6 protein-coding genes and 1 pseudogene are annotated in these 6756 nt (G+C 35.5%); 4 read left to right on the top strand and 3 right to left on the bottom strand.

Annotation, left to right across the window (positions count from 1 at the left end):
• Positions 1 to 274 (top strand): hypothetical protein (locus ACOI1C_RS22040; RefSeq protein ID WP_422512786.1); only part of this gene is annotated, 274 nt, incomplete at its 5' end.
• Between the two features lie 921 nt (positions 275 to 1195).
• Positions 1196 to 1708 carry a hypothetical protein gene (locus tag ACOI1C_RS22035; RefSeq protein WP_422512785.1) on the top strand — a complete coding sequence of 171 codons (513 nt, stop codon included), beginning with the start codon at positions 1196 to 1198 and terminating at the stop codon, positions 1706 to 1708.
• Positions 1709 to 1777: 69 nt separating this feature from the next.
• Here ACOI1C_RS22035 and ACOI1C_RS22030 read toward each other — a convergent pair whose 3' ends face one another.
• A complete protein-coding gene (locus ACOI1C_RS22030; protein WP_422512787.1) occupies positions 1778 to 1858 on the bottom strand; it encodes an FtsK/SpoIIIE domain-containing protein in 81 nt (26 codons plus the stop codon).
• 420 nt (positions 1859 to 2278) lie between these two features.
• Between ACOI1C_RS22030 and ACOI1C_RS22025 the strand changes: the two genes are divergently transcribed.
• Entirely contained in the window at positions 2279 to 2794 is a 516-nt protein-coding gene (locus tag ACOI1C_RS22025) for a hypothetical protein (RefSeq protein ID WP_422512784.1), read from the top strand.
• A 65-nt stretch (positions 2795 to 2859) separates the two neighbouring features.
• Here the strand turns inward: ACOI1C_RS22025 and ACOI1C_RS22020 are convergent.
• Both ACOI1C_RS22020 and ACOI1C_RS22015 read right to left on the bottom strand, forming a co-directional pair.
• Positions 2860 to 4220 (bottom strand): IS3 family transposase gene (locus tag ACOI1C_RS22020; protein ID WP_422512783.1). Its coding sequence is split into 2 segments (ribosomal slippage): positions 2860 to 3764 and positions 3764 to 4220, totalling 1362 coding nucleotides; the frame shifts between segments, so codons are not numbered across the junction.
• Positions 4221 to 4303: 83 nt separating this feature from the next.
• The gene (locus tag ACOI1C_RS22015) at positions 4304 to 4570 is read right to left on the bottom strand and encodes a hypothetical protein (protein WP_422512781.1); all 267 of its coding nucleotides are present in this window, start codon (positions 4568 to 4570) and stop codon (positions 4304 to 4306) included.
• A gap of 292 nt (positions 4571 to 4862) precedes the next feature.
• On the opposite strand from ACOI1C_RS22015, the pseudogene ACOI1C_RS22010 reads away from it, so the two are divergent.
• Positions 4863 to 5878, top strand: a pseudogene (locus ACOI1C_RS22010) (glucose dehydrogenase); the annotation flags it as partial.
• Positions 5879 to 6756 lie beyond the last annotated feature (878 nt).

Below are 6756 nucleotides of genomic sequence, written 5' to 3'. Positions count from 1 at the left end.
AGATGGTGGGTGGGGAAAAATCGCCATCTCGTTTGGGTACGATCATCTCGCACAGCATAGGCAACGATATAGCCTTCAAGGTACTTTCGACATTCTCAACCAAGCTGTAGAAGAACTAGGTACAACTCGTTTAACGATGTCTGAGTATAACGAATGGGCAAAGGATAAGGATGTACCTAGAGCGTCTAATATCGCGAATCGACTAGGTAGAGGTTTGTGGAAAAAGACGCTCGAAAAAGCCCGAAATAATCGTAATCTGATCACAAGTAAATAAAAAGCCAACTTTGATATCTAAAAGTTCATTTATCTATTTCTATATATTGAAGAACATATAAATGATTATAGCCATTGAAATGTACAACCTCTGACATAGTATTTACCACCAAATGACAAGAAGTGTACCAAGAATGACAGGTCGTTTACCACTGCAATTCTACTGATTATGGGGTAACTCTTGTATTACGTAGTAGACCATTACTGCGCAACAACAAGTTTTATGTTTGGTACTGTTACTTCTAGTGTGCATTTAACAATGAGTAAGGTACCATATAAAAAAATGGTACTTCTCTTTTTACAGGAGTTATTTCACATTTAGGAATAATTAACAATAAATTGTAATTTTCTGTTATTATTTTAGTTTGAAGATAGGTGAGATTGTGAACTTTTTCACTTAAACTAACGAGCAGGTGTGCGGCCGAGCCTAGGTCGTATCATATAACGGGTGGGATTCCCGTCGAGTAAGAACTAGCCATTCACTCGTAGCGAGTCTTGGAGGGCTAAAGGTAACTTTAGTCTTTAAGCGTAGACAGTTAGGTGGCGGGCCGAAAGCCAAATGGTTGAAGGGATTGAGCCCCATAATGTTAGTAATTAGAGAGGGCTGATGTTTTACCTGCAGCAGAAAGCAACATTTCATTCTTCGTAAATGGCAAGAAGAATGAAACCTTTCTGGGGTCAGAGACCTTGGCACGTTACACATTGATATGATACGGCAACTCGGGAGACCCTATCGGTCTTTTCTTGTTGGAAGAGTATGGTGTACAAGCGATAAAAAGTTAGGAAGCCAAATGCCGATTTAGGGAGTCGGATAGCAGCGTAGTACCAATAAAGTTGGGTAATGCCGATGGAGGAAAGGCTAGCTACCAGTTATCACCCTTACTAGGGACACATTTACTACACGCAGAGGTAGGATTGATAAATGGAAACAGAACTACTAAGGATAGCAGAACTAGCAAAGTCTGATCCTAAAATGAAATTTACTTCTCTTGCACATTTACCAAATGAGCAATCACTAGTTCAATGTCATCGTGAATTACCTAATAAGAAGGCAACTGGAGTTAACGGTACAACTAAAGAACAATACAGTGAAAATCTAAAAGAAAACATAGAGGATTTAGTAATTAGGCTTAAAAGCAAAAGTTATCGTCCTGTCCCAGTAAGGAGAATGTATATTCCAAAGCTCAATTCAAACAAGAAAAGTCCATTGGGAATACCGGAACTTGAAGATGAAATTGTACAAAAAGGCATTACGAAGATACTAAATACAATCTATGAAAATGATTTTCTTGACTGCTCTTTTGGGTTCCGTCCAAATCGTATTTGTCACGATGCACTGAAAATACTGAACCACCATATCGAAAAGAGGTCAGTATTATTTGAAAAAGACCATTGTTACAAGTCCATTGAAAAGGATGAAGGACAAGCAATGTGAACACCACAAAGGGCGTATTTTTTATGTCTTAATGCGTCATTTCAGGAACATTATGCTAAGAAATAACACCTAAGACGGTGTATTTCTTAGCATAATTGACTTACCGGAACCTGTTTCTCCTGCAATCAACAAGTGTGGATGAACAGTCATATCGGATCTGTAATTACAAGAAATATGATGAAAGAGAGATAGCAATTCTCATTTTAAATGTGAATGACAATGGGACAAAATATCAGAAAAAGACTATCTATTTTAGAGAGACCTAAGACAACTACTCGTGGTGACGGCAAGAGTTATATTTTTTCGAATTTCAATCCAAAGTATGCCCAAATGTCCCTTGCCATTTTAAGAACTTATTAGAACTTTGGTTTAGCCTATGTAACAACTGAAGGAAAAAACAAAGTTATTGCCACACCAGCACAAAGATTGATTAACAGAGAAGAAATTTATATTGAAAGATTCAATTTATTCAAGATAATTCGCTTAATATCAAGATTTTTTACAAGCAAACTGGAAATTTATGTTAAAATGAATATATAGATTGTAAGAATTATAAAAAGGGGTGTATATATGAGAAAAGTAAGCTTAATCCAGAAGTTAGCAGTTTTTGCGTTTGTCTTTATCTTACTTGTAGGGTGTTCGAATTCAGACACTGATTCACAGGGCAGTGATGAAAATGTGAAAATAATTCAAACTTATTTGGAAAATGAGCTCAAAGGACCTAGTGACGAACTAAAAAAGATTCTGGAGCAAGAAGGTCCATATCCACCTGAATTAGAAGCGTATCTAGAAGAAAACTATAAGCCGCTTGTTGCGGACTTAGAAAGATTGGTTAATTCTACTCTGGTATTGATTTGGTTAAGAGAAGCAGCTGAAAATGGGTATCAATTGCAACCAACAAATATTGAAATACAAAAGACAAACAGCGTAGGTGCCTACGATTTCGAAGTTAAAGTGGAATACAGCAAAGATGATCAAACTAATACGGCTACCATCACTGGAAGAATTAATATTAATGAAGATGGAAAGATTGTATCAATTCGAAATATTCATGGTTTTGAATTGTTAGAAGAATTGGGACAATAAAGAAGATGAAAAAACGCTTGGAGTTATCTTGAAGTGACCCCAAAAAGTTAGACAGATTTATTTTATTAAGCAGCTTTTAAGGTTTGAGTTCGGAATTGTACCGGACTTAAACCTTTTAATTTTGCCTTTATTCTTTTGTGATTGTAGTAATCAATGTATTTTTCCAATTCAGATTTAAAGTGCTCCACACTTTCAAATTCATTTAAATACAGAAATTCTGACTTCATAATCCCAAAGAAGTTTTCAATCACAGCGTTATCATAACAGTTTCCCTTACGAGACATACTTTGAGTAATGTTTCTTTGTTTTAAAGTATGGCGATACTGTTTCATTTGATAGTGCCAACCCTGATCCGAGTGGATCATTAACTCATCATCATCTGTTAACCGCTCAAAGGACTTTTCTAACATGTCTGAAACAAGTGAGTAGGTTGGTCTGGAGCCAATAGAATACGTGATGATCTCCCCATTATATAAATCAAGAATAGGAGATAAATAGAGTTTCTCCCCAAATAATTTGAATTCCGTAATGTCCGTTACCCATTTTTCATTTGGTTTTTCTGCATTGAAATTACGATCTAAAATATTTGGAGCGATCTTACCCACTTTCCCTTTATAGGAGCGGTATTTTTTCATTCGCACAACACATTTTAAACCTAATTCTTCCATGATTCGCTGTACTTTCTTATGGTTGACTTTGTGTCCGCGATTCCCAAGTTCATCCCGGATACGACGGTATCCATAACGTCCTTGATGTTCATCATAAATTTCTTGAATAAGTATTTTTAATTGTGCATCTTTATCTGGACGATTAAATTGCTTAACGCAGTAATAGTAAGTGCTACGTGATATATCTGCCAACTTTATAAGTGCTTTCACCGAGAATTTCAACCTTAGTTCATAGACTACTTTCGCTTTGTCTTGTTTGGTGATTTTTCCTTGTTTTGAACTAAGGCATTCAACTTTTTTAAATACTCATTCTCCATTCGAAGTTGTTCAACTTCAGCTTTTAGAAATTCAACTGATCCATCTGGTGCTTGTTTTTTTGTTTTTTTATTATCTGTTTTTTTCATGAGTGTACGCCCCTTTTTCTTTGGTTTCAGGGCGCCTACTCCTCCTTTTTCAAAAAGGATTCTCCAAACTCTTATTGTTGCAGGAGAGGGAATATTAAAAATCACAGCTGTTTGATTTGGAGACGTCCCATTATCATCCATATAATTAAGTACGTCTAGTTTAAACTGTTCTGAATAATTTGTGTAGGTTTTTTCTCTTAATCCTTCTATACCATGACACTGATATTGCTTTACCCAGTTCATAATTACACTTTCAGATGTCCCTATTGTCCTCCCAATTGAAACATAACTTCCTACACCATCTATATAGCGTGTAACTGCCGATAGCTTATCATCAAATGTATATTTAGTCATAGAAAAAACTGCACCTCCAATTGTTGTGTCCAACAATTAGGGTGCAGTTCATCTCCAAGCGTTTTTATATGCTAATTTTACTGTTAAGACCAATACCATCTATAAGAATCCCAATAATCAGTGTTCAATGATGAATTGTAACCCGTGTAATTAGGGTCTTCCATTTTAAAACCTATTCCAATATCATAACCAACGTGTTTTATTGCGTATTTACCCAAATATGTTGATCCATACAAAGGACTATTTTGACTAACAATTACCTCTTTACATTTATTGCATTGAAATGCATATCCATCGTCAAGCCAAATTTTTCCATCTACCCGTACTTCACCACGTCCGTGTCCAACCATGTAGTGTCTTCCGCCTTGAGGACAAGGATAGTATAGAGCTTCGACAATATCATCGTTAAACAAAATTATTTAAAGGGAGAATTAAAGCATGAAAAAAAAATTAATGACCACTTTTATGGCTCTTTTAATTATGGTGATGATTTTACCAAGCAATTCATTTGCATCTTTGCGCAAATAGTCTAAAATTTTTTTTAGGGGCTATAACATTGATTAAATAAGTAATTTCCATCAATCTCTGACAAACTTTATCACTACTAGTCTCAGTGCTTTCAACTTCATGTTCATGTTCATGATTATGACAGTTGAAGAATGGATTTTACAATCGAATGGTCAACCTCGAAAACGACGGACATTACTTAATTTAAGAAGACCATTTTTTAATCATAATGGTGTTAATAGCTTAAATTTTTCACCTGAAACAGGAAAACTTGTTTTAACAACAGGAGATGGTGGATCAGCCTATGATCCATTTAATTTAAGCCAAGACGATATGGAAATCGCAGGTAAAATAATTGAAATTGATGTAGGTAAAAATACATCCATCTATAATCCACCCGTAGTAACACGTTTTAATGAACTACCCGCAACTATTCTGGAAACACTTACGATAATTGCCAAAGGGGTTCGTAATATACCAGGGATTTCATTTCAAAGGTATTATAATCAGTATATTAAATATGCGGGAAATGTCGGACAGGATTTGGTAGAGTCGATTTTTTCATTCGTTCAATATAAACCAATACCGGTTACACAGCTTGTTCAAGCTTCTTTAATGAAATCTGAACTTAACCAAGAAGGATTGATTAACTTTGGCTGGCGAGGATGGGAAGGTGCTTTTCCTAGTTCGATAATAAGGGGCTGTTCGGCAAATCCGAATCTGGATGAGAAAACGATTGCTTATTACAATGAAGCAATTAAAACTTCAGTGAGGCGGATTCATCCTTTAACAAGTTATTACCATAAAGATCCCCGACCAGGTAAGTTTGGGGGAACTGCACTCACAGGAGTCCAGCCAAACATGGGGAATGGAATCCCCACTTTAACTGGAAGCGTTGTGATTACCGATTTTGCCAGGAAGGAAGAATCACAAACTCCAGCTAAAGGGGTCTTAGCTTATACTAGGATAAGACCAGATTGTAAACTAAATGATTTAATGTTATTGAAACCGATTATAATTATGGGTCTCAATCTGCATATTATGTTAGTTTAGGAACGAATCTGAATCAAACCAGACTATATTTAGGGGTTTATGGCTCTATGAAAGTGACTGATTTTAATCAAGGTACCGTTTTTGAAATTGTTCCATGATGAAACACAGGGACGGTTACGGTTCTCCTGCTTCCTTTCGCGAAACGAAGGAAGCGCGAGAACCGTCTTCGGCTTTTATCATCGTATTTACGGTTTATCTATTTGAGGATTAAATTCTAGTAATCTAGAAAATGCACCCGATGTCACTTACTTTTGGCGAAGAAATCTGATGCATAGTAGAGAATTCTCTTGATGCAATTGGAGTAAATGGTGGTGTGAATTGCAATTTCTGCAAGTGTTCTACCTAAGAAGGCTTCTTCCCTCCCCAAAAAAATAGGCAAACATTCAACTATCCGCTATCAAAGCCCTTGTTAAAGATTTTTATTATCAATAATACTCTTTATTCATCTATAGGGTAGCTTATTTTGAAGAAGAACAACTAATAAAACAATGTCATTTGCTGCACAGTACAAATATACTGTTCAATAAAAAATGTTATTACACAATTGGTGCGAGTTGCGGAAGATCAAAGCCTAATTCCTCGGTAAAGAAAAGGAGGATTAGGCTTTATTATTTCAAAATCGTTGTCGTTCTTCTATTGGTAAACAAGATGACAGTCAGTGGTAAATTTCATGGCAACTGCTGGAAAAAAACATGGCACAGGTGGTATATTCTTTTGGCTGTAATCAATAAAGAGGGTCACCTTAAATTTGGCTAGCTCTTAAACTCGCATAGATAGTTATTTATAAAAAAGATACGGATCTTGAAGATCTTCTTTGCAAAAAAAATCCTTTTACAAACTATCTCTGTTGAATACTATTTTCTTACTACTAGAACTAAAAGATTATTAGGGTTAGCAATTGATTAGTTTTTATAGTGGGAACTAATTGTAAACTTAAGAAAAATATATTTTGCGGTTTTTTATTTATTTTTAAAAA

It is taken from the genome of Bacillus sp. DJP31, from assembly GCF_049310945.1.
GTDB lineage: Bacteria > Bacillota > Bacilli > Bacillales > SA4 > Bacillus_BS.
The sequence above is the reverse complement of the archived record's forward strand: the minus strand, read 5'-3'. Positions and strand labels throughout refer to the sequence as shown.